This window comes from Chloroflexus islandicus (genome assembly GCF_001650695.1).
Taxonomy (GTDB): Bacteria; Chloroflexota; Chloroflexia; order Chloroflexales; family Chloroflexaceae; genus Chloroflexus; species Chloroflexus islandicus.
This window is the reverse complement of the sequence record NZ_LWQS01000038.1, coordinates 86,147-108,788: the sequence shown is the minus strand read 5'-3', so window position 1 is coordinate 108,788 and position 22,642 is coordinate 86,147. Positions and strand designations below refer to the sequence as shown.

10 protein-coding genes are annotated in these 22,642 nt (G+C 62.0%); 5 read left to right on the top strand and 5 right to left on the bottom strand.

Annotated features, from left to right (window positions below; all coding sequences use genetic code 11):
- Positions 1-136 precede the first annotated feature (136 nt).
- Both A6A03_RS04705 and A6A03_RS04700 read right to left on the bottom strand, forming a co-directional pair.
- Complete coding sequence (locus A6A03_RS04705) at positions 137-1,150, bottom strand: TAXI family TRAP transporter solute-binding subunit (RefSeq protein WP_066784112.1); 1,014 nt, start codon at positions 1,148-1,150, stop codon at positions 137-139.
- A 598-nt stretch (positions 1,151-1,748) separates the two neighbouring features.
- On the bottom strand, positions 1,749-2,726 hold the full coding sequence (locus A6A03_RS04700; RefSeq protein ID WP_066784110.1) for a glycosyltransferase: 978 nt from the start codon (positions 2,724-2,726) through the stop codon (positions 1,749-1,751).
- 66 nt (positions 2,727-2,792) lie between these two features.
- On the opposite strand from A6A03_RS04700, the gene A6A03_RS04695 reads away from it, so the two are divergent.
- Together A6A03_RS04695 and A6A03_RS04690 are read left to right on the top strand one after the other, a co-directional pair.
- The gene (locus tag A6A03_RS04695; protein ID WP_066784108.1) at positions 2,793-5,699 is read left to right on the top strand and encodes an insulinase family protein; all 2,907 of its coding nucleotides are present in this window, start codon (positions 2,793-2,795) and stop codon (positions 5,697-5,699) included.
- 30 nt (positions 5,700-5,729) lie between these two features.
- On the top strand, positions 5,730-7,316 hold the full coding sequence (locus A6A03_RS04690) for an amidase (RefSeq protein ID WP_281181258.1): 1,587 nt from the start codon (positions 5,730-5,732) through the stop codon (positions 7,314-7,316).
- Between the two features lie 51 nt (positions 7,317-7,367).
- Here A6A03_RS04690 and purF read toward each other — a convergent pair whose 3' ends face one another.
- On the bottom strand, positions 7,368-8,840 hold the full coding sequence (purF, locus tag A6A03_RS04685; RefSeq protein WP_066784103.1) for an amidophosphoribosyltransferase: 1,473 nt from the start codon (positions 8,838-8,840) through the stop codon (positions 7,368-7,370).
- A gap of 78 nt (positions 8,841-8,918) precedes the next feature.
- Between purF and A6A03_RS04680 the strand changes: the two genes are divergently transcribed.
- The 3 genes from A6A03_RS04680 to A6A03_RS04670 are packed head-to-tail and all read left to right on the top strand — an operon-like array spanning position 8,919 to position 13,985.
- Entirely contained in the window at positions 8,919-11,243 is a 2,325-nt protein-coding gene (locus A6A03_RS04680; RefSeq protein ID WP_066784101.1) for a S8 family serine peptidase, read from the top strand.
- Between the two features lie 34 nt (positions 11,244-11,277).
- The gene (locus A6A03_RS04675; RefSeq protein WP_066784098.1) at positions 11,278-13,314 is read left to right on the top strand and encodes a histidine kinase; all 2,037 of its coding nucleotides are present in this window, start codon (positions 11,278-11,280) and stop codon (positions 13,312-13,314) included.
- A 2-nt stretch (positions 13,315-13,316) separates the two neighbouring features.
- Complete coding sequence (locus tag A6A03_RS04670; RefSeq protein ID WP_066784095.1) at positions 13,317-13,985, top strand: response regulator; 669 nt, start codon at positions 13,317-13,319, stop codon at positions 13,983-13,985.
- Between the two features lie 777 nt (positions 13,986-14,762).
- Here the strand turns inward: A6A03_RS04670 and A6A03_RS04665 are convergent.
- Positions 14,763-18,176, bottom strand: coding sequence for a peptidase (locus A6A03_RS04665; RefSeq protein ID WP_245668837.1), 3,414 nt, complete (start codon positions 18,174-18,176; stop codon positions 14,763-14,765).
- 34 nt (positions 18,177-18,210) lie between these two features.
- Complete coding sequence (locus A6A03_RS04660; protein WP_066784091.1) at positions 18,211-22,422, bottom strand: adenylate/guanylate cyclase domain-containing protein; 4,212 nt, start codon at positions 22,420-22,422, stop codon at positions 18,211-18,213.
- Positions 22,423-22,642 lie beyond the last annotated feature (220 nt).

Sequence of the window (22,642 nt, the reverse complement as noted above, 5' to 3'; positions counted from 1 at the left end):
AATGCTGCACGCATAGCGAACATTGCTTTGCCGGCTAACGGTTGGCTTCCGCGCCGGTTGCGCTCGCAGATCAGTCTTTGGAGTGCGGCAGTTAGACTGCCGCACTTCGTCGAAATCTGAGCAAGGTGACGATGCCTTACTCTTTCCAGACGCCCCGTTCCTTATAGAACTCGATAGCTGCCGGATGGAACGGAATCGACGAGCCGGTAACTGCCGATTCGAGCGACAAGGTGCGGGCAGCCGGATGGATCTGATGCACTTCGGCCAGATTGTCAAAGATCGTCGTCAAAATCCCCTTTACTTGATCTGCCGGCATATCTTCACGCACCACCAACAGATTGGCGACCCCGATCCCCGGTACGTCTTGATCGGTGCCTTTGTAGGTGCCGGCGGGCAATACCGTCGCCGCGTAGATTGGGCCATATTTGTCAACCATCGGCTTCAACAGGGCGCTTGTATCGATGAAGACCACCTTTTCGGTAGTCACCAGATCGGTCACGGCAGCCGTCGGCAACCCGCCGATCCAGAAGAAGGCGTCGATCTTTTGGTCTTTCATCGCGGCCACCGAGTCGGCGACACCCAAATTTTCCGGCGTAATATCGGCGACGGTCAGGCCAGCGGCTTCGAGCAAGCGGATCGCAGCCGTTTCGGTGCTGCTGCCTGCTGAGCCGATCGACACGGGCCGGCCTTTCATATCGGCCACGCTGGTGATGCCAGAGTCAGCGCGGGCCACGACGTGGATGAAGCTCTGATAGAGCACGGCAATCGCTGCCGCCGGCACTTTGCCGGTGTCTTTGTACGCTGCTACGCCGTTGATCGCATCATACGCCGAGTCGGCGGTCGTAAAGCCAATTTGCGCTTCGTCGTTTTGCAACAGCTTGAGATTATCAACCGAACCGCCCGTCTCTTGGGCCGTGGCTTCGGTATTGGGCATCTTTTCGGTCAAAATCCGGGCCAGACCGCCGCCATAAGGAAAGAATACGCCACCGGTGCCGCCAGTGCCAATGATGAGGCGTAGTTTCCCGCCACTTGGTGCGGGGGTGGGTTGGGCCGGCGCTGCGGTGGGTTGGCTGGTTGTGCCGGTGTTTTGCCCGCACGCCGTGAGCGCCAGTGCGAGCGCTAACCAGAGTAGAACCATTCGCTTGACCATGCGCCTCTCCTTTCCGTCTTTGGAACATCTGTTGCTGAAATCCCAGCATAGCCGCCGTGGGGCTGGCTATACAGGTTCGATGTTGGCAAGCTGGTTCGAGGCAGGTTGTAGCCATCATTAGGCGAGGTTAGCTTTGTATCCAGCCTAGCCAAGATGCGCAACCTTTACTCAGCTTGCGCAGCAAGCATGACAGACAGAGCGCCGCCCCGGACGTTGTCTTATGCTGCCCATTTGCTGTAAGACACTCATACGGGTGGCGCGGCAGTCCACTCCTTGACGATGGAAAGTTCATGTCAAGGGGTTGCTTGCCTGCACATGATCAACCGTGAACATCCCTGCCTTACACATTGAGGCGAGGTGTTCTCACCGCTGGCTTAGTGTCAGTAACTAAGCCGGTCTGGCTAATGTACGGCCATCGATCCTTTGCAAAAATAAGGGTTGAAATTGCTTAGTAGTTTACACACCAGTTGCGGAATCGTCAAGATAGGATTGATCTCAACGGATTGAGGCGTTTATCGGTCAAAGCGCACAACTTTGGCGATAATAAAGTTGTTGTAAGAGAAGTTTTGTAAAAAACTTTTTGTTGAACTCTTCGCCGTTACGTTCGTTCCTGCCAGCGCCGCCACACCCCAACCGGGTAGCCAACCATCTTGGCAATGTCACCCGCCAGCCGGATCAGCGGCACCAGCGCCAAGGCGGCCAGCCGTTCGCTGAGCGGTCTGCCGCGCAGCTTGGGCCAGAGCCGGCGGTAGGGGCCGCGGGTATAGGCAGCCACCCCTAGCCCAATCAGCGCCCCAACCGGCGCGCGCAAACGCGGCTGGCTGATCGCCACCCCCAACAGGACGCTGAGCGTCAGGTATACGGCATACCGCAAGGCATGGCGTTGCGGCCACAACCCGGCCCGCCCGTCGCCGCGGGCATAGGTGTAGTATTGGCGGATGAAGGCGGGCAGCGTGGGGCGCGGCGCGAAATGCACCACCGCTTCCGGCACGAAGACGCGGCGGAAACCGGCCCGCTCGACCGCCAGATCAAAGAGCAGGTCTTCGCAGTGGCTGGCCCATTCCGGGAAGCCGCCAACCGCTTCCCACACTGCTTTCCGAAAGGCGATTGATTTGCCGAACGGCAGAAAGGCTGCCGGATCGATCTCGCTGCTGCGGCGATAGTTGGTTTCTCCTAGCGCCAGCGCAAAGAGCGAGCGCGGTGTGGGGTGAAAGAATCCGCCAACGACATCAGCCTCGCCGGCCTCGATGGGGGCGACAATCCGCGCTAGCCAGTGCGGATCGAGGGTGAGACCGGCGTCGGTGCTGGCGATGATCGGGCCGCGCGCGTGGCGAATGGCATTATTGCGGCCCGACGAAATATTGTGCCCGCCGCGCACCAGCTTGATCTGCGGGTAGCGCGCAGCGTAAGCGGCGACGATGGCCGGCGTCATGTCAACGCTCTGGCAATCGTTGATCACAATCTCGTCGGCGGCGCGGGTCTGGGCCAGCATTGAATCAATCAGCGCGGCGATGTTATCGGCTTCATCGCGCACTGTGCAGATGATCGAAACAGTTTGGGGTTCAGTGGTCGCCATGGATGAAAGGCTTCTGGTACAATATTCTCTAAGCACCTGTGCGCTATTGTACCAGACGAGGTTGTCATGACGGATCTGCACGGATTTGAACTGCTGCGCGATGAGTTCATCCCCGAACTCAACACTCGCGCTCGCCTGTATCGCCATCTCAAGACTGGCGCTGAACTGCTCTCGCTCGAAAACGACGACGAGAATAAATGTTTCGGCATTACCTTCCGCACCCCGCCGCGCGACTCAACCGGCATTGCTCACATTCTCGAACACTCGGTGCTCTGCGGGTCGCGCAAGTATCCGGTCAAAGACCCCTTTTTCACGTTGGTGAAGGGATCGGTGCATACCTTCCTCAACGCGATGACCTACCCGGATAAGACGACCTATCCGGTGGCCAGCACCAACCTGAAAGACTTCTACAATCTGGTGGATGTCTATCTCGACGCGGTCTTCTTCCCGCGCATCACGCCCGAAGTGCTCAAGCAAGAGGGGTGGCACTTCGAGCTGCCGGCGCCTGATGCGCCGCTCACTATCAAGGGCGTGGTGTACAACGAGATGAAGGGGGCCTATTCGTCGCCCGATGGCATGCTCTACCGCTATTCGCAGCAGTCGCTCTTCCCCGATACCACCTACGGCCATTCGTCGGGCGGCGACCCGCAGGCGATCCCTGATTTGACCTACGAGGCGTTCAAGCGTTTCCACGAAACGCTCTACCACCCCTCGAACGCGCGCATCTTCTTCTACGGCGACGATCCGCCGGAAGAGCGGCTGCGCAAGCTCGACGAGTACCTGAGCCAGTTTGAGCGGATCGAACCGTCTTCGCAGATCGAGCCGCAGGCCCGCTTTAGCGCGCCGCGCGAGTTTGAGTACACCTTTAGCGCCGATGAAGACAACCAGAAGGGCATGGTGATGCTCAACTGGTTGATTGATGATAATCGCGATCCAACGGTGTTGATGGCCCGCGATTTGCTGAGCTATATTCTGTTGGGGAACGCGGCGGCGCCGTTGCGCAAGGCGCTGATCGATTCGGGGTTGGGCGAAGAGGTGGTCGGCGGTTACGAGAGCGATCTGCTGCAGCAGACCTTTTCGGTTGGCATGAAGGGGATCGATCCCGCGAACGCCGGGCAGATCGAGGATCTGATCCTGCGCACGCTGGCCGAACTCGCCGAACAAGGCATTGATCCGGAGACCGTGGCGGCTGCGTTTAACACCTTCGAGTTCAGCTTGCGCGAGAACAATACTGGCAGCTTCCCGCGCGGCTTGGTGTTGATGCTGCGCGCGTTGGGCACGTGGCTGTACGACGATGATCCGATTGCGCCGCTGCGGTTCGAGGCGCCGCTGGCGGCGGTGCGCACAGCGGTAGCCAACGGCGAGCGGCTCTTCGAGCGCCTGATCCGCGAGTTGCTGCTCGATAATCCGCACCGCACCCGCGTGACCTTGCGCCCCGATCCCGAACACGCTGCCCGCTTGGCCGCCGCCGAGCAGGCCCGGATCGACGCCTTCGCCGCGACCCTCGACGATGCCAAGCGAGCGGCGCTGGTCGCCGAGACGCAGGCGCTGGCCGAGTGGCAGCAGACGCCGGATCCACCCGAAGCGATTGCCGCCATCCCCACCTTGCGCCTTGCCGATCTTGACCGCGCCGTCAAGCGCATTCCGACCGAGATTGACGAGCGCGGTGGGGCGCGGTTGTTGCGCCACAATCTGTTTACCAACGGCATCGTCTATCTCGATCTGGCCTTCGATCTGCGCGCCTTGTCGCCCCACCTCTTGCCCTACGTGCCGCTCTTTGCCCGCGCCTTGACCGAGATGGGCACGGCGACCTCGGATTTTGTGCGCCTGTTGCAGCGGATCGGGCGGGAAACCGGCGGTATCTATGCGGCCACGATGACGGCGACCGACATCGTGAGCACCGCGCCGGTGGGCCGGTTGATCGTGCGCGGCAAGAGCACTGTGGCCCAAACAACCGAGCTGTTGCGGCTGCTGAGCGAGATTCTGCTCACGGTGAATCTCGACAACCGCGAGCGTTTCCGCCAGATCGTGCTGCGCGCGCGCGCCAACAAAGAGTCGTCGCTGGTGCCGGCGGGGAATGCGTATGCGCGCCAGCGTCTCGCTGCCCGTTTTGCACCGGCTGAGTGGGCCGACGAACAGATGGGTGGCGTCTCTGCGATCTTCTTCCTGCGCGAGCTTGAGCAGCGGGTGCAACACGACTGGCCAAGCGTGCTGGCCGATCTCGAGGCGGTGCGGGCGGCGCTGATCAACCGGCGCGGCTTGGTGGCGAATCTCACCCTCGATGCCGATAACCAGCAGGCGGTGTTGCCCATGTTGACTGCCTTCCTCTCTGAACTGCCCGATGCCGCGTACAACCCGGCGCATTGGCCGGTGCGCAGCGTCGCGGGTGGCGAAGGGCTGGTAATTCCGGCGCAGGTGAACTACGTCGCCAAAGGGGTTGATCTGCATGCGCTCGGCATCCGGCCCAGCGGCGCCGCAATGGTGGTGTTGCGCCACCTGCGCATCGACTACCTGCTCGACCGCATCCGCATTCAGGGAGGGGCCTACGGCGCCGGCGGCAACTACGACCGCAGCACCGGCCTGTTCATCACCACGTCGTACCGTGACCCCAACCTCTTGCGCACGCTCGATGTGTACGACGAAATGGCGACCTTCTTGCGCGAAACGGCGCTCGATCCGGCTACGGTCGAACGGGCGATTATCGGCACTATCGGCGATATGGATGCCTACCAGTTGCCGGATGCCAAGGGCTACACGGCGCTGGTACGCTACCTGACCAGCGTGAGCGACGAGTATCGCCAGCAGATTCGCGACGAGGTATTGGCGACCACGCCGGCTGATTTCGTCGCCTTTGCCGAAGCGGCGGCGGCACTGCGCGATCACGGCCAAGTGGCGGTCTTAGGTTCCGCCGAGGCGATTGAGGCGGCCAATCGCGAACGGCCCGGTTTATTGACGCCGGTGAAAATCTTGTAGGAGCAAGCCGCAGTACGGGCATGCCACGGTGTGCCCGTACTGAGCCCGGAGGAGGCCATGACCACCAACGACCCAACCAGCTCGATCGGGGCCATTGCCTACGAAGCCACCATTGCCGAGCTACAGGCGGCAATGGAAAGCGGCGCGATCAGCGCCGAAGTGTTGACCATGGCCTGCCTCGCACGGATCGAAGCCCTCAATCGGGCGGGGCCGTGTCTCAACGCCGTCATTGAGGTCAGCCCGTCGGCGCTCGAAACGGCGATTGCGCTCGATACCGAGCGCGATGCGCGCGGGCCGCGCAGCCCCTTGCATGGCATCCCGATTCTGCTCAAAGACAACATCGACACGCTTGACGATACAGCGACGACCGCCGGGTCGCTGGCGCTGCTCGGCTCGCGTCCGGCGGCGGAAGCAACCGTCGCTGCCCGGTTGCGCGCTGCCGGGGCAGTGATTTTGGGCAAGGCCAACATGAGCGAATGGGCCAACTTCCGTAGCACCTCCTCGTCGAGCGGGTGGAGCGCACGCGGCGGGCAGGCGCGCAATCCGCACGTGTTGGCGCGCAGTCCGTGCGGGTCGAGTTCAGGCTCGGCGATTGCCGTCGCGGCCAGTATGTGCGTCGCTGCCATCGGCACCGAAACTGATGGCTCGATCTCGTGCCCGTCGGCGCTGTGCGGGGTGGTTGGGATCAAACCCACCGTTGGCTTAACCAGCCGGGCCGGTGTGATCCCGATCAGTTTCACCCAAGATACGGTGGGGCCGCATGCCCGTTGCGTCGCCGATGCCGCTACTGTACTCGGCATCATCGCCGGGCCTGATCCGCGCGATCCGGCGACGGCAGCCGCAGCCGGGCATGTGCGGCCTGATTACCGCACCTGCTTGCAAGCCGATGCACTACGCGGGGCGCGGATCGGCGTGTTGCGGAGCGATCGCTTTGCCGGCTTTGGCCGTCACGTCGAACGGGCCTTGGCGGCGGCGGTGACAGCGATGGCTGAGGCCGGCGCACACATTGTTGATCCGGTCAAGTTGCCAGAGGAGTTGCTGGCCTTTAGCGAGGCTGAGTTGACCGTGCTGCTCTACGAGTTCAAAGCGACGCTCAACCGCTATCTCGCCGAGCGGATTCCCGATCCGCACGCAGCTACGCCGGCGCCGCGTTCACTGGCCGAATTGATTGCGTTTAACGAACAGCATGCCGAGCGCGAATTGTTCTTCTTTGGCCAAGAGCTGCTGCTGCAAGCGGCGGCGGTGGGTGATCTTGACGATCCGGCCTACCAACAGGCGTTGGCGTCCAGCCGCGATGAAGCGCGGAAGGCGTTGGATACGGTGCTCTATGAACAGCAGCTTGATGCGCTGATCGCGCCGGCGACCGGGTTGGCATGGCCGATCGATCTGATCGGCGGCGACCGCTACCTTGGCGGCAGCAGTTCGTTGCCGGCGCGGGCCGGCTACCCGATGGTGACGGTGCCGGCTGGGATGGCGTTTGGCTTGCCGGTGGGCATCAACTTCATCGGCGGGGCGTGGTCGGAACCGATGCTAATCCGGTTGGCGTATGCCTTCGAGCAAGCGACTCGTTTTCGCCAACCACCCGCTTACCGCGAACGGATCGTCGGAGATGATTAGGGGCAGGTAGGGGCACGTAGGGGCACAGCGCCGCTGTGCCCCTACGTGCCCTTACCGCACCTCAAACACCTCTTTATCGACCACCTCAATCTCAACCGGATACTGGCCGGTAAAACATCCGGTACAGAAGGTCGCCGGGTCGCGTCCAGTCGAGCGGATCAAGCCTTCCAAGCTCAGGTAGGCCAAGCTATCGGCGCCGAGATGTTGGCGAATGCCCTCGATCGTCAGGCGGTGGGCAATCAGTTCAGGGTAGGTCGCCATATCAACGCCGAGGAAGCATGGGTGGCGGATTGGCGGCGACGAGACGCGCACATGCACCTCGCGCGCGCCGGCCTCGCGCAGCAGGCGCACAATTGGGCCGCTGGTGTTGCCGCGCACGATGCTGTCATCAACCAGCACCACCCGCTTGCCGGCCAGATTGTCGGTCAACGCATTAAACTTGAGCGCGATGCCCAATTTACGTAGCCGGTCATCGGGTTGGATGAAGGTGCGGCCAATGTAGCGGTTCTTAATCAAGCCTTCCGAATAAGGAATGCCCGACTCTTGCGCGTACCCGATCGCTGCCGGCGTCGCGCTGTCGGGCACGGCGATCACCACATCGGCGTCGCACGGCGCTTCACGGGCCAATTCACGGCCTTGCGCCACCCGCATCGCGTGCAGCACCTTACCGTGCAGCATGCTGTCGGGGCGGGCGAAATAGATGTATTCAAACAGACAGGCGGCGGTGTGCAGCGAGGGTTGGCGGGCAATCACCTGCGGCCCATCGAGGGTAATCTTCAGAATCTCACCCGGCTCGATCTCGCGCACAAATTCGGCTCCGATCGTACCGAGCGCACAACTCTCGGAAGCGACCACCCACCCCTGTTCGCCGAGCTGGCCGAGACAGAGCGGGTGCAGGCCCCACGGATCGCGCACCGCGTAGAGCGCATCGCGGGTGAGCACGGTCAAACAGTACGCGCCTTGGGCCCGCACCATAAAGACCTTCAGCTTCTCTTCCCACGTCCGCCCCTCGCCGCCGGCCAGCATCTGGGTGATGACTTCGCTGTCGCTGCTGCTGGTCAGGCCGACGCCGCGCTGCAACAGCTCGCGGCGCAGCGACGCGGCGTTGGTCAGGTTGCCGTTGTGGCCGACGGCCAGCGGCCCCAAGGCGCTTTCGACCACGAAGGGCTGGGCATTCTCTAGCTTTGAGGAGCCGGTGGTGGAATAGCGGGTATGGCCGATCGCCATATAGCCGCTGAGGGGGCGCAACTTTTCTTCATCGAACACTTGCGCAACCAGCCCCATGTTCTTATAGTAACGAATACTGCGACCATTGCTCACCGCAATGCCAGCGCTCTCTTGGCCGCGATGCTGGAGGGCGTAGAGGCCGAAGAAGGTTAGGCGGGCGACATCGGCGTCAGCGGCGACAATGCCGAACACACCGCATTCGTGACCCGGTTTATCATCGGGTGTGGCGGGATCGTCCGTCTCGCCGGCAATGGTATGATTACGATCAGCTACGCCTGAGAGCGATTGATCGTCCATGGAACATCTTCCTCCTGCGCGCAGGGTTGGGGACACGTTGCATCGTTGCTATCTATAGAAAGTATAACACGGATCGTTATGGCATCTTTCGACCAAACCGCGCCGCGCACCGGTCGTTCGTGGGGCATTGGCTGCTTGCTAGCGGCGGTATTGTTGATTGCACTGGGGATTGGCGCGTTTTTGCGGTTGGTGGAAATTGGGGTCAGTCTTTTTGGTGCGGGCGGCATTGGCCGGGTGGTTGTGATTTGGATCAGCCTGATCGGAGGGGCAGTGGCCTTTGCGATCTGGGCCGGGGTGGGGCGGGGCGCGGTGCGGGCGGCGGCGCTGCGCTGGCTGGCGGCGCTGCCGTTGCCGGCCATGCTCGCATTCACGGCCTTGATCCCCTCGGCGGAAAGCCAATGGATCGCGCTGGCCCAGCTTGGGGTGAGCGTGCTCTATGCGCTCGCGGTGACGCTGTTCGTGCGCCGGCCAGTGCAATGGGGGTGGACGCCGGTTGCGGTGAGTACGGGGTTGCTGGCGGGGTTGCCGTGGCTGGCGATTGGCGCCCCCGGTTCGTGGCTCGATGTGGCGGTGGCTCTATTACAGGGAGCAGTGGTAGGTTGGGCCGGCGGGCAGTTGCTGGCATGGCAACCGCCGCAAAGCTGGCAGAGTGCGAGTGTGCCAACCGGGGTATGGTTGGCCGAAGGCGCGGCGCTGGGTCTGCTGCTGTTGATCCTGAGCCGGGCGCTAGGGCCGAACAGTGCGCCATTGCTCTTTCTCTTCGCGGCGCCGGCAGGTGGTTGGCTGTGGCTAGCGTTGGGCCGGCAGGCTGGTCTGAATGCTGCCGCACCGCTCTCGGCTAGCTTTGGTCTGTTCTACTTTGGGTTGCCGTTGGCCTTCACCGATCCCGATGCACTGGTGACGCTGCTGCTCTTCAGCAGCTTTCCCGAAGGGTTTCATCTCGCGTTACTGGCCGCGATCGGGCAGGCGCTGCTGGCCTTGCTGGTGACGCCGCTGGCCCTGTTTGTCACCGACCGGCGAGTCCACGCGGCGGGGGCCGGGTTGGCGGCAGTGGCTGGGTTGGCGTTGCTGATCGGCGGGGGCCGGGCCGCGCCGGCTGGTGATCGCGTATTCGTCGTTTTACGCGAGCAGGCTGATGTGAGCGCATTGGCGACGATCGCCGATTACGATCAGCGGCGCGTAGCGGTGTATCGGCGGTTAACGGCGCATGCCGCGACCACGCAGGCCGATCTGCGGGTGGCGCTCGATCAGCTTGGGGTGCGCTACACACCCTTCTACCTCGTCAATGCGCTTGAGGTCGAGGCCGATCTGCCCTTGCGTCTCTGGTTGCAGAGCCGGCCAGAAGTGGCGGTGGTGATGCCGGCGCCGCACCTGCGGCCATTGCCGTTCTCGCCGTTGCCGGCGACGGGTGATCAACCGCCGCCGGACGAGCCGCCGTGGAATGTGACCATGATCGGTGCGCCGGAGGCGTGGGCATTGGGGGCGCGCGGCGCGGGCATTATCATTGGCCAAGCCGATTCGGGGGTTGAACTTGAGCATCCCGAACTGAGCGATGCGTATGCCGGGCGCACGGCCAATGGCGTCGAGCATGCCTACCATTGGCTCGATCCGTGGACGGGAGCAACTGCGCCGTATGATTTGGGCGGGCATGGCACCCACACCTTGGCGACCGCGCTGGGCAACACAGTTGGCGTAGCTCCTGATGCGCAGTGGATCGGCTGCGTCAATTTGGCCCGCAACCTCGGCAACGCTCCGCGCTATCTCGACTGCATGCAATTTCTGTTTGCGCCCTACCCGCCTGCCGGCGATCCGTTGCGCGACGGTGATCCGACTCGTGGCGCGCATGTCTTCAACAATTCGTGGGGTTGCCCGCAAGACCTCGAAGGCTGCGCGCCGGATGCGCTGCAACCGGCGGTGGCGGCGTTGCGCGCCGCCGGGGTGTTTGTGGTGGCGAGCGCCGGCAATGACGGCCCGGCGTGCAGCTCGCTCAATGCGCCGTTAGCAATTTACGACGACGTGCTGACAGTGGGTGCCGTGGATGCTGACGGCCAACTAGCGCCGTTCAGCAGCGTTGGCCCGGTGCAGAGCGATGGCAGCGGACGGGTCAAGCCTGATCTGGTCGCGCCGGGGGTCGATATTCTCTCAGCGTATCCTAACCAGAGTTATGCGCGGGCCGATGGCACCTCGATGGCCGGGCCGCACGTCGCCGGTGCGGTCGCGTTGCTCTGGTCGGCTAACCCGGCTCTGATCGGGAACATTACTGAAACCGAACGCATCCTGCGCGAAACTGCCCGTCCCTACACCGCTGCAGATGGCGAGCGGTGCGGGGCCGGCAATGTCGCCGGTGCGGGCATACTCGATGTGGCGGCAGCGGTGCGGCGGGCCATCAGCGAGAACCGGTGATCGCGCTGTTCGCTCGATATGATACACTCATACTATGAACCATCGCCTATCGTCACTCACCCAAACGATCATCTCGCGCTATCAACGCGCTGCGCTCGCGTTCCTCATCCTGCTCTCGCTGGTGACGCTGGTGGTGGCGTTGAGCGCAGTGGGTGACGCGGCCTTGCGCGCCGAATGGCCGCGCTTGGCCGGCATGCTGGCCTGTCTGGGCTTCATGCTCGGGGTGGCATGGCTGACGCCGCTGCGGGTCTTGACTGTTTGGGGGCAACTGGCGCTAATTGGGCTCGAACTGGCGGCGGCAGCCGGTGCGCAACTGCTCACGGCGGCGCCATTGATAGATTACATCTACCTCGTGCTGGTCTTGCAGGGCATTATCCTCTTCCGGCCATGGGTGTGGGCGATCATGGCGATTGGGGTGTGGGCGATTTGGGCAATCGTGCGCTACCAGCTCTCGAATGATCTGATCGGGTGGTTGCAAAGCAACTTGGCGATTGCTTTCCCGGCCACTTGCGCGATCATCGCTGCCTTCATCTATGCCCGCCACGTTCATCGTAGCGAGCAGATGCAATCAATGTTGCAGCAGATGCAGCAACGCTATGCCGCCTTTTCGGCTTTGCTGCGCGAGATGCAGCAGCGTGCAGCCAGCGAAGAGCGGCAGCGTTTGTTGCATCTGTTGGCCAGCGAGGTGCAACAGGCACTAGCAAACGCCGAACAGAGCGTCGCGACGGCCTTGGCGCTGGCGCAAACCAACCTTGGCCGGGTGCAGGCTGTGATTGATGTACCGCGAGCAGCGGCGGCGAATGCGATCGAGCGGTTGCGGGCCATAGTGATGGCCCTGCGCTATCAGCCGGGGAGTCACGAGCCGTCGCCGCGCTTGGCGCTGGCCGGTGCCGTTGATGAGACGCTCATCGCGCCGCGCCCAAATCACGTACTGGCGTGGCTGTTGCCGTCGCTCTTCGTCTCGTTGTCATTGGGGCTAGCGTTATTGCAACCTCGGCCCCTTTCAATCAGTGCATTGCTCTGGTTCTTGGCGCTGGGCGGGTTGCTGATTGTGGCCAGTGCTTGCACCCAGCAGGTGCGGCATGCCGTGTTTGTCCAACTGGGATTGGCAGCGCAAACCCTGACCATTACGTTGATGGCAGCGATGACCAATCTGCTGCCGCTGCTCTGGGGGTTGTTGCTGGTGGCATGGCAAATGGCCAGCCGGTTGTCGCTCTTGCAGTGGCTGCTGTTCGCGGCGGTGCTGCCACTCCTCCTTATGGTGGTGGGGTTTTGGCAGCCATTTGTGCTTGACGTAACGACAACTGTAAGCTTACTGATGGCGATGGTGCTGGTAAGTGCGCCGTTGTTGCTGGCCCGCTATCAATTGCGGCGCCGCCAGCAGGTGGAATGGCAAGTCAAGCTGCTCGAAGCCGAGATGCAGCAACAGGCTGATGAGATGCAGGCGATCACTGTGGCTGCCGAGCGGGCGCGGCTGGCGCGCGAAGTGCATGATGATCTGGGATCGAAGCTGGTGCTGATCAATCTAGAATTGCAACTGGCGGCTGAGCTGGCTGCCGAAGATGCAGCGGCTGCCCGCGACCATCTGGCCAATAGCCGCGAGTTGCTGCACAGCGCGTGGCAGAGCCTCTTGGCGGTGGCCGATGCCGAACTCCCGGTACAGGGAGCGACCTTGGCTGCGCATTTGCGCCGGTTAGCAGAGCAATGCGCCCAAAGCACCCGCGCGCGGGTGGCATTAGAGGTGCAGGGGGAGATTGATCATCTGGCGGCGCCGGTGACGCATTGTATCTATCGCGCGGTGCAAGAGGGTCTCACAAATGCCTGTAAACATGCCCGCGCTGACACGATTGCCGTACAGGTCAAGGCCGAAGGCGGCTATGTCGTGGTGACGATCACGAATAATGATCAACCGGATCGCATTCTGCCGCCGATTGATCTGGGCAGTGGCAGTTTTGGCCTGATCGGTTTGCGTGAACGAGCCGAGGCGCTCGGCGGCGGGCTTGAAGCGGGGCCGTTGCCCGATGGCGGCTGGCGGTTGCGGTTGGTGTTGCCGGCGGAAGGCGGAGGCTAACGATGGCGATCCGGGTTTTGATTGTTGATGACCAGCCGCTGATTCGCACCGGTATTGCCGCATTGCTGGCCCGCAAAGCGGATATTGAAGTGGTCGGGCAGGCCGGCAATGGCCGCGAGGCGCTCGAATTGGTCGCGGCGCTCGACCCGGATATTGTGCTGATGGATGTGATGATGCCGGTGATGGATGGGGTCGAAGCGACGCGGCAGCTCGCCGCGCGCGGCCCGCGCCCGGTGGTGATTATGCTCACCACCTTCCACGATGACGAGCGCGTTTTGCAATCGATTGCCGCCGGCGCGCGCGGCTATCTGCTCAAAGATGTCGATCATCGCGCGCTGGCCGAGAGCATTCGCACCGTCGCTGCCGGCGGCGCGCTGATCCACCCGCAGATTACCGCCCAACTCTTGCCCCGCCTAAGCCAATTAGCCACTGCTGCGTCGCCGCCGGCTGAACCGCCTGCCGCTGAACCGGCGATTGGGCTGACTCCGCGTGAGCGCGAGATTCTGCTGCTGCTTGCGCAGGGCTATACCAATCAAGAGATTGGCGAGAAACTCGCCCTCAGCATTGGTACGGTCAAAAACCACTTGAGCGTAATCTTTGCCAAACTCGCGGTGCGCGACCGCACGCAAGCTGCATTATGGGCGCGTGAGCATTTAAGGCTGGGGACATAGACGTACCTTCCTTCCAGCTCGCGGCGCGGGTTTCGTAACGCGAGCCCGGCGCTTGAGGGGCGGAGAGGTGGCCCCACCCCGTGCCCCTCCCCCGCTGGGGGAGGGGTGATGAAGAACTGCGCAAAACGCACACATTTGCCGCGAATGGTTGGCCCGCTGTGCGAGTGGTGAAGGCGATTGCCACTCACCATTAGTCTGCATAGCGGGCTTCGTAATGAGATCCCGGCCCTGAAGGGCCGGGCGCCGGATCGCACGCCCTTTAACCGCCACAGCAGACGGTTGCTTCGGGGCTGCGCCCCTCGCAAGGACAATCGGACATGCCTCCGCTTGCCGTCTGTCATTGCGAGCCGCCGGAGGCGGCGAAGCAATCCCCCGCGAGCACGGGAACGGCCCCTTTCCGCTGACGTTGCGGGACGGACAGCACATGTTGATCGCTGTGCGATGCCTCAACACCCGGCTTTACGCTCCTCTCTCGCGCCAGTTCAGGGGCGGACAGCCCATGTGATCGATTGCAACCGTGGATCGCTGTGCGATGCCTCAAAGCCCCGTGCTGCACTCCCCATGACCCCTCCCCCAGCGGGGGAGGGGTTGGGGGTGGGGGCAAACCAGCGCATCCCAACGCCAGCAACCGTATCTATGCTCATCCGTTCTGTCTGCCCTTGAACCCGCGCCAGTGGGAGAGGGGCTGGGGGTGAGGGCCAGCAGCCCGCGTAGCGGGCTTTGTAACCATAGCCCGGCGCTTGAGGGCCGGGCTATGGTAGCCGGGAGTAGTCTACATTACTTTGCGATCACCGGCACTAGCACCCGATATGTCGGTGGCGCAAACGCGCCTTTCGCAGTGTACATAGCCGTATTGCCGGCATTGTCGATGGCAGTGATAATGATCCGCACATCAGGCCAGTTGCGCGGCACACTTGCCATCCACAGGCGTGGGTTTTCGGCGTCTTTGGTAAAGGTGAGCGGCGTCCACGTGACGTTATCGGCAGCGAGGTAGACACCGGTCACGTTCACTTGCGGGTTGGCGGGGTGGTCGGGATCGCTCACAATCACCTCAATCGGCGTTGAGATGCTCTGCAACCCGGCATCTTGCCCAGCAATGCGCACCCGCTCAATCACCGGCGGATTTTGGTCTTCCAAGGCATCATCGGCGCCATCTGCCGCTGGATCGGTGTAGATCACCTGATACACCAGCCGGGTGTAGGTGCGCAGGGTGCCGGTGACGCCGTTGGTGGCGCGGAATTGGGCAGCCGTGCTAATCAGGGTGTCGCGTTGATCGGCGCCACTGCCAATGCTGCTATGGCCAAAGAAGCGGTCAGGCACCCACACCCCGATCCCGGCGCTGAAGTCAGGTTCAATCGTCGTCGTTATCAATGGCGTGGCGGTCTCGGTTACGATTTGGGTGACGGTGGGGTTGAAGTTCTCGACGGTGTTGTACTGGCCGCCAAGGAAGATGACATCGCGCACGACAAGCGGAGAGGCGTCATCGCTTCCCGACAACGCAGTAATGTCGTAGGTGAAGGCAGGCAAGCTGGGCATGCCGATCAAGTTGTTGTTGAAGACGGTCACAGTTGGGGTGACGTTGAAGGTGCTGGCAAGCAAGAACGTATCGCTGATCGTGAAGTTGCTCGGATTGAGCTGGACAACGCTGCCAGTGCGAGTTGGTTGCAGGTAGTTGGTGTCATAGTTGATGGTGAACGTGATCGTGCGCGTCAACTGGCTGCCAGCAATCGGTGCTGGCGCCGTTCGGTCGCCTGCCGGCAGTTCGGCATTGAGGTCTTCGACCGGCGCAGTCAGCGGGTTGTCAACCAAGATGCGCTTCCACGGCAGGCCGTACAGTGTCGTGATCGCCAGCACTTTGTAGTCGTAGGTGTTGAGACCGATTGACGTGCGCAGATAGCGGAGCTTGGCGTTGACCAGCGCCTCGCCGATGCTGCGCCCGACGTACGTAACCCCATTTTCTGCCATCGGATCGGGCCGGGTCTCGTTCCGCACCAGTTCTTGGGTCAGCAACGCCGCCAACCGCTCGCTGTAATCCACCCCGTCGAGCGTGCCGTAGCCGTAGCCGGTGTTGCCGATCCAGTTGCCGGCGTGGCGGTTGAAGGCTTGGGCGAAGTCAGCGGCGTAGTAGCCAATGGGAAGGTCGAGCGTTTGGTTGATAGCATTGAACGGCACATTGTACCCGCTGTGACAACCAACCGAATAGTAGATGGTGTTGTAGAAGAAGCCGGGGCATCCAATTGGATATACATCACACATCTCTATGAATTCCTCATAGCCGGTGCTCAAAATGCGATCGGCGGGGAAGTGAGGATCGCTGCCGCGCTCGACGGCTGGGATGAGCTGCCAATGGTCGAAGTGGGCGTTGAGTGAGCTGAGTAAAGTGTTGGTGCGGGAAAAGACCGCTAATGGCGTGGTGAAGAAGCCGGTTGCGTTCAGCGGCTGTTCGAGCCAATTGTTCTCGAAGTCGCTGCGACTCCACGTGTTGGTGATGACGGTGCGTTTGGTGACACTGATCGACGTTGCTTGGGTGAGGGTGCGCGTGATGGCGTTTGCGCCGTCGATCAAGAAGTCGTAGCCGGTGATCGAAGCACTGCTCGGGTTGTATTCTTGCCCAGCCAGCAATATGTTGTCTTCATACCATACAGGCCGGTTGCGGCGCAAGAAATCGGCGATCTCAGCCGGTTGTTCGACGAGCCGGCCCACAGCTAGCCGGGGCACAAACAGCGGGAAGCCGTAGAAGCGGTAGGGCCGATCGGCGCCATACGGATCGTCGCTCACCATCATGCGGTTGCGCAACGCCGCGCCGAGCGGGTTGTCGGGCGAGATGAGGCTGGCGCCGTTGCTGCGCGCATCGATCGTCTTCAGATATTCCAGATAATCAGCTTCGTTGGCGATGGTCGTGAGGTCGGGCAGCCGGAAGAAGGGGATGATCTCGTCGCTGCCGACCAGCACAATATTGCGCACGTTGGGGTAGGGCGTCACCGGGTTGGTTTCGTTCCCAAGATTGCTATCATTATTTGCCCGGATGAGATACTCGACCCGGACGTTACTCGAACTGCCATTGCCGGTCGGGTCAATCGCCGCTTCGATCACGTGATCAATGATGCTGGCGATGTAGTTGGCGTAGAGCGGGTTGCGTTGATTGGCCGGTTGCGACCATTCGGTCAGCAATTGGCTAAAAGGTGTTGCCTCGCTGCCGGTGATCACCTCAAGATTGGCCAGATCGATCACGGCCCCTTTTTCTTGGATCAGCGGTTGTTCATTGAGTCCCATGACAAGGGTCTGGGTGAGCGAATATGATTGTTGCAGGGTGGTGGTAATGATATTGATGCTTGTGAGATCGCTCGGATATACCTCCTCCATACGGGCTGAGTTGATGATGTAGAGGGTGGTAACGGCGGGATCCGGCCGGTCAGTGTAAAACTCGACATGCGGGGCCGGGCCGAGCGATTGGAGCGTGCTGCGCTGGAGGGTGACAACCAGCCGGTATGGGAGCGGGCTGATCTGGCCGGCACTCGAGGGAGCGACGGCGACGAAGTACAATCCCGGTTGCCACACAATCGTCTCGATCCGTTCGTCGCGGGTGCCGGGGTTGATGCTGATGGAGGTAATCTGACCGCCGATGGAGGTAATCTGGCCGCCAATGGAGGTAATCTGGCCGCCAATGGAGGTGATCTGACCACCAATGGAAGTGATTTGGCCGCCGATGGAAGTAATCTGACCGCCGATGGAGGTGATCTGGCCGCCGATCTGGGTCACATCCTCCAAGCCGCGTTCGCCATTGTCAAACTCAAAGGTTTCAGTGGCGCCGCCGACGCCGGTCACTGGGTCAACCCCGCCGCCAAAGACCAGATCGTAGTCGGCGCCGAGGTTGGTGAGGTCGATGGTGATCAACGAGCCGGGGGCGTCAATCGTGAAGGCGAAGTAATCGATGTCGCTCGATGACGAAACCGCGCCACTGATCGGCTGTCGCCAGCTATCGGTGCGGCCTACTGCGATTGGCTGCGCATTCGTGCCGGGTGGCAAGATGCGGTTGTTCGGCTCAATCTCATTGATCGCTGGCAATTCTGTGATGCTGGTCAAGTGGATTGGTTCAGCCTCGGCGGCAGTGACCGGGCTCGGTCGTGGTGTTAATGCCAGTGGCGCCAATGCGATACTTACCAGTGTCAGCATGAGTAGGAGGCGGCGCATAGCGATACTCCTTCCGAATGAAGAACCACGATGTTCATGCCGGCAACGCCGCCGCAAGCGCCAGATCGCGCTGGGCATCGAGTTCGGTAAAAATGGCGATCGCTTCCGTGCGAGCAACCGCTGCTGCGGCAAAGTCGTGGCGGGCCAGAGCTAGCCGGGCCTGTTGGTAGCGGACTTTCCCCAACTCGTAGCGATTGTCGAGTTGGGCCAAGGTGGAGCTGCTGCGGGCGAAGAGATCCTCTGCCACATCAAGATCGCCGGATGCCAACGCGATCTCGCCGAGCACCCGATTGGCAATCGCCGAGTCGTCGGCTTGGCCAAGCTCTTCGGCAATGGCCAAGGAACGATTGGCATCGCTACGGGCCCGTTCGCGATCGCCTAAGGCCAATGCCGCCAGTGCGGCTAACCGCAATACTTCGGGCAGGAAACTACGGGCATTGATCGCTTCCAGATCAGCAATAGCAGCATCAAAGAGGGCGAGCGCCTCAGCGGCGCGCCCTTGATTGAGCAACACTTCGCCGCGGTTGTAGCTGGTCACGGCCACGCCAAGCCGCGAACCAAGCCGGGCAAAGAGTTCACTGGCGCGCTGGTACAACGCGCCGGCCCGGTCAAGCTGGTTTCGCCCCACCAGCACGACGGCCAGATTGTTCGCTGTGCGGGCAGTGGCCAGCACATCACCGATATTTTCCGAAATCGCCATGGATTGTTCAAAGACGGCAATCGTCTCGGCCCACCTCCCGGCTTGAGTGTAGACCCGGCCAAGGTCGTTGAGCACATCGCACAAACCGGCCAGCATATTCGCCTGTTCATAGAGGGTGCGCGCTTGGTTGAGCGCCTCGATGGCTTGGGTGCGGTCACCTTGATAGCCGGCAATGTTGCCGATAATCTTGAGGGCGCGGGCTTGATCAGTAGCATTCCCGGTTTGCGCCGCCAAGGTGTACCCGATCCGTGCCCATTCCATTGCGTGGGTGTAATCGCCGGTACGGTACGCGATACCGGCGCCTAAAATGTAGCAGCGCGCCGTTTCCGCCGGTATGCCGCGATGGGTGCGGGCCATCCCCTCGGTCAGCCGGTCGAAGGCGGCTTGATAGCGCGAACGCCGCTCTTCGACCGTGGCAAGCATGCGGTGCATGCGCAACCAGCGTTCACTGACCGGTTCGTCGCCTACCGGTAAGCTGAGCTGCAGCGCCTCGTGGAAATGGTGTTCCGCTTGATCGTATTCGCCCAAGACCAGATGCAATTCGCCGATCGCTTCGTGGATCGCGGCCACTTGATCGATCAACTGGGCCGGCGGTAAGACGGTGCTCAAACGTGGCGCGATATTGAGTGCGGTGGTATAGAGGGCGAGCGCATCGCGGTTGGCGAAGCGCCGGCGGGCTTGCTCGGCGGCTTGCACGTGGTAGCGCAACGCGGGCAGCCACTCTTCGGCTTGCAGAAAGTGCCACGCCAGCACGGCGTATTGCTCTTCGATCTGATTGGCGGCAATCGCTTCGATCCGGCGGGCGACCCGGGCGTGCAACGCCCGGCGGCGGGCGTAGAGGATGCCTTCGTAAGCGACATCCCGCAACAGCGCGTGGCGAAAGATATAGGCCAGAATCCGCTCTTGCTGATCGGCTTGGATGAGTTCTCCTTCGATCAGGCGCTGGATGCTCTCGTCGAGTGCGGGTGGGTTCGAGTAGACGCCTTCTACCACCGGGCGCGGAAAGCGCCGGCCAATCACCGAGGCGACTTGCACTAACTCTTGACGCGGTTCGTCGAGCCGGTCGAGGCGGGCGATCAATAAGCCTTCGATACTGCGTGGCAGCTCGATCTTTTCGATCGGTTGCGTGAGTTGCCATGCGCCGCTTGCCTCGCTGCGCACCAATAAGCGGTCACGCACTAGCGCTCGCACCAATTCCTCAATAAAGAAGGGGTTGCCTTGCGTCCGGTCAAGTAACGGTAAGATGTCGTTGGGTGGCGAACCGCCGAGGAGTGCTGCGAGCAAGGCTTGGCTGTCGCTGGGCGGCAATTCGCCTAACTCGATCCGGACAGTGTTGGGGAGTGTTTCCCACGGTGCGGGCGATGCCATTTCGGGCCGGTAGGTCAGCAGCAACGCCAGCGCTCGTCTAGCGACGGCTTTGCTCAGGCGTTCGAGCACTTCGAGCGAGGGTGAGTCGGCCCAATGGCAATCTTCGAGCACCAACAAGACCGGCTCGCGGGTGGTGGCGGCGAGAAAGATTTCGACAATCAACTCTTGCAGCCGGTCGTGCCGTTGTTGGGGCGATAAGCCGGCGGTGAGCGGTGTGTCGGCCAGCGGCAAACCGAGCGCATCGGCTAGCAGCGGCGTAAAACGGCTGGCATCCGGCACGAGCCGTTCGACACGGGCAACCGTGTCAGCAGCTACTTGGGCCGGCGCGGCGCGCAGGTCAAGCCCTAGCGCATTCATCAATGGCGCGCGAATTGCGGCATAGGCAGTGCGCTGCTCGTAACTTTGGCAATCGCCGAAGAGGATCGTAAACGATGGCACATCCTCGGTCACATGATTGTGTTCGGTAGAAGCGATGACTAGGCGCTGAATCACCTCCTCGGCTAAACGCGATTTGCCAGCGCCGGCTTCGCCAACGATGGCTATCGTCGCTCCTTGCCCCTGTAATGCGGCCCGCGCCGCTGCCATCACCTGCGCTAATTCCGTATCGCGCCCGATCAAGGGGGCGATAGCCAGATGTTCCGGACTGTGACGAGTAGCGACCGTCGCGATCTGGACGACTTTGGCCGGTGTTACCGCTGCGCTCAATCCCTTGAGGTGCAGCGGCGCTCCCGGCTCAAGCACAAATTGGCCTTCGACCGCGGTCTGGGTGCTGGGCGAGAGGTAGATCGCTTCATCGGGGGCAGCCGCCATCAGGCGCGCCGCCAGATTGACCGCCGGCCCCATAACGGTGTATTCATAGCGGGTTGCGCCACCCACCCGTCCGGCAAAGACAGTGCCGGTATTGATGCCGATCTTCTGCGTCAGCGGCGGGACGGCTGCGTCCAATAAGGCTGCGATCTCGGCGTTGGCGTCGTGTAACGCCTCGTGCAACTCGAGCGCGCAGCGCACGGCCCGGGTCGGGTCATCTTCGTGAGCAGTCGGCGCGCCGAACAACGCCATCAACTTGTCGCCATGGGTGTACATATCGACCTTGTTGATGATGCCGTCGTAGCGATGTACGACTGCCTGCGCACGCCGGTAGTAGGCGTTGAAGATGGTGGCGGCTAAGTTGGGATCAGAATCGAGCACCGCAAGGTAGCGGGAAAAATCGTGGACATTGGCAAAGAGCACTGTCACCGGGCGAAACTCACCCAATTCGCCGGCAGCCGGGTCGAGAAAGCGGCGGGGCAGGCGATGCACGAGGTAAGGTTGCAGTGCGGCTAATTGGCGAGCCAAGCGGTTGAGGGTCGCCAGATCATCAGGGCCGTCGAGCGGCAGCGGTGGGGGCGGCGCGATCGTCGCCTGCGCTACTGCCAGCCCGAGGAGACGGTAGAAGCCGTCGCGGCGCACCTCAAGCTGCGGCTGTTCAAGGAGTTGCGCGGTTTGGCCGGTAATCACCACCTCACCCGGCGCGGCGATCTCTTGTGCTAACGCCACCCGGTTCACTTCCGGCCCGGTCACCACCAATTCGATATGGCTCTGATCACCGACTTCGGCGGCAAAGACGCGCCCGGCATGCACCCCAACCCGCAGCCGCAACGTAAAGGTGCCGGCCCGGGTTTCGAGATTGGCGAATTCAGCCATGCGCGTTTGCATCGCCAAGGCCGCCGTACAGGCCGCAGTCGCGTGCTGATCGCCGAGCGTGGCCGCATCGAAAAAGACGGTCAGCGCATCGCCGCCAAACTTGAGCAGCGCCCCGCTCCGCGCTTGGACTTCGTGCAGCAGCGCGGCGAACAGCCGGTTGACGACCGCCGAAACTTCTTCGGCGCCTTGCCGGCCAAGCACCGACAACCGTTCGGAGAGAGCCGTGAAGCCGGACAAATCGGCAAAGAGGAGCGATCCTTCCCAGAAAGCGCCGGTGGTGCGTCCGGGTTGCGGATCGGCGAGTTGGCTCTGCACAATGCGGGCAGGAATGTAGGCGGCATGGGCTGCCAGCCGGGTGCGCAGATCACGCCCAAGGCGCGTGCGCACGGGGGCCGCGAGATCTCCGGTAGTGGTGAGTTCGGCAATCTGCTGATCGTCAAGCTGGGCGATCAGATCACGCCATGCTGTCAGCGAACCGGTCATGACTGCTTCCATGCTCGATCTCGACGATCGGTAAGGTGTTTGCATCTACATCTGTAAACGAGTCGACGCCAAAGATTGTTTCGCGGTTGCGGTGCCAGTCTTGTTGCGATGGAGCGGGTAATGATGCCTACAGGCGTCGTCATACCGTCGTGAGGTTCAGCCAACGCAATGCCATACCTTGCCCTGATGCCCGCAGCGATCCCCTTGCGTCCGCAGGATGGCTCCTCGTTGG

Bases quoted from the DNA above. Each gene is read 5' to 3' on its own strand.
- A6A03_RS04705 (WP_066784112.1), bottom strand. From the start codon at position 1,150: ATGGTCAAGCGAATGGTTCTACTCTGGTTAGCGCTCGCACTGGCGCTC.
- A6A03_RS04700 (WP_066784110.1), bottom strand. From the start codon at position 2,726: ATGGCGACCACTGAACCCCAAACTGTTTCGATCATCTGCACAGTGCGC.
- A6A03_RS04695 (WP_066784108.1), top strand. From the start codon at position 2,793: ATGACGGATCTGCACGGATTTGAACTGCTGCGCGATGAGTTCATCCCC.
- purF (WP_066784103.1), bottom strand. From the start codon at position 8,840: ATGGACGATCAATCGCTCTCAGGCGTAGCTGATCGTAATCATACCATT.
- A6A03_RS04680 (WP_066784101.1), top strand. From the start codon at position 8,919: ATGGCATCTTTCGACCAAACCGCGCCGCGCACCGGTCGTTCGTGGGGC.
- A6A03_RS04675 (WP_066784098.1), top strand. From the start codon at position 11,278: ATGAACCATCGCCTATCGTCACTCACCCAAACGATCATCTCGCGCTAT.
- A6A03_RS04670 (WP_066784095.1), top strand. From the start codon at position 13,317: ATGGCGATCCGGGTTTTGATTGTTGATGACCAGCCGCTGATTCGCACC.
- A6A03_RS04665 (WP_245668837.1), bottom strand. From the start codon at position 18,176: ATGCGCCGCCTCCTACTCATGCTGACACTGGTAAGTATCGCATTGGCG.
- A6A03_RS04660 (WP_066784091.1), bottom strand. From the start codon at position 22,422: ATGGAAGCAGTCATGACCGGTTCGCTGACAGCATGGCGTGATCTGATC.